The 1,224-nt window shown below is 60.5% G+C and carries 1 protein-coding gene; it reads right to left on the reverse strand.

The features are described 5' to 3' along the window. A partial coding sequence (locus A6U95_RS28320) for an IS91 family transposase (protein ID WP_065686933.1) occupies positions 1–998 on the reverse strand: 998 nt, incomplete at its 3' end. Positions 999–1,224: the final 226 nt, after the last annotated feature.

Genomic DNA, 1,224 nt, shown 5'->3' on the forward strand with positions numbered 1-1,224 from the left:
TCGTAAACCTTCGGCAGCAGCGTGCCCCGCTTGCGGTTGGCCAAAAAACCGTAGTACCGCACCATTTTAAAATGCCGCGCGGGGATATGGCTGACGTACCGTTGCAGCATCTCCTCCTGGCTGATTTTCTGGCGTTTGTGTTGCTGTGTGCGGTGATCGTAATACTGATGGACCACGGCGCCTCCGCGGTAATGCCGCAACTGTGAAGCCGCCACCGGCGGGCGCTTCAGGTACCGGCCCAGGTATTTCACGCTGCGCCAGGCGCCACGGGTCTTTTTGGCGAAGTGCACTTTCCAGCAACGCCGGTATTGGGCATGCAGATACCTGTGCCACCGGTCCTCGCTACGGATATGGCCGAGGCCTGGCAGGGTGCCAGGATTGATGCGGTCGTAGTTGTCACGCAGCAAATAAATGACGGCGTTGCGCCAGATGGCTTCGACGGCTTTCTTTTTAAAGAACAGCTGTCGCCAGACGTGGTGTTTGACGTCAAGACCGCCGCGGGTGACGGAGACATGGATGTGCGGATGCTGATTGAGCTGCCGGCCGTAGGTGTGGAGCGCGCAGAAGATCCCCACTTCGATACCCTGCCGGCGGGCCCAGCGGAGCATGGGGCGGGTGGCACAGCGGAACAGCTCGTTGAGCAGCGGCCAGTTGTTGTTGAAAAATGGCCACAGCAGATGGGGCATGGTGAAGGTGATATGTTGCCAGTCACAGTCAGGCAGGATGTGCTGCTGTTCGGCAATCCACTGCTCGGTGGCCTTGAGGCCACAACTGCTACAGGCTTTGGACTTGCAGCTCTGGCAGAAGAAGCGGGTATGGGTGCAATCCGGTGAGGCGCAGCAGTAGCGGCGAACACCCATGGCACAGGTGCCGCAGGCGAGCATGCGCTCGACGGCGAGTTGGGTCCAGTCGCTGAGAGTGTCACCGTGTTTGTCGAGATACCGGCTCCAGCCGTCGTCATGCTGGAACAACAGCTTTGCGGGTCGTGGAATATACATGGTGCAGAGTCTACAGGGCGTCAGAGGGCAGGGAAAGGGCATCGGCGCCAGCCGGCTCATGTCGCAGACATGCTCGTTTTATGCGGGTGTCAACGCAGCGGCGGGGCCGGTGCCACCGTGAGGATCTTAGTGTGTTCAGCCGACGCGGGTGTTGAGGTAGGACAGGGTCTTAAAGACGGTTGAGGCAGCGGCGCTGCCGTGCTCGCCCCGCAGGGGCGCTACGTTC

Origin of the sequence: Serratia sp. 14-2641 (assembly GCF_001692375.1) — a bacterium.
GTDB lineage: Bacteria > Pseudomonadota > Gammaproteobacteria > Enterobacterales > Enterobacteriaceae > Chania > Chania fonticola_C.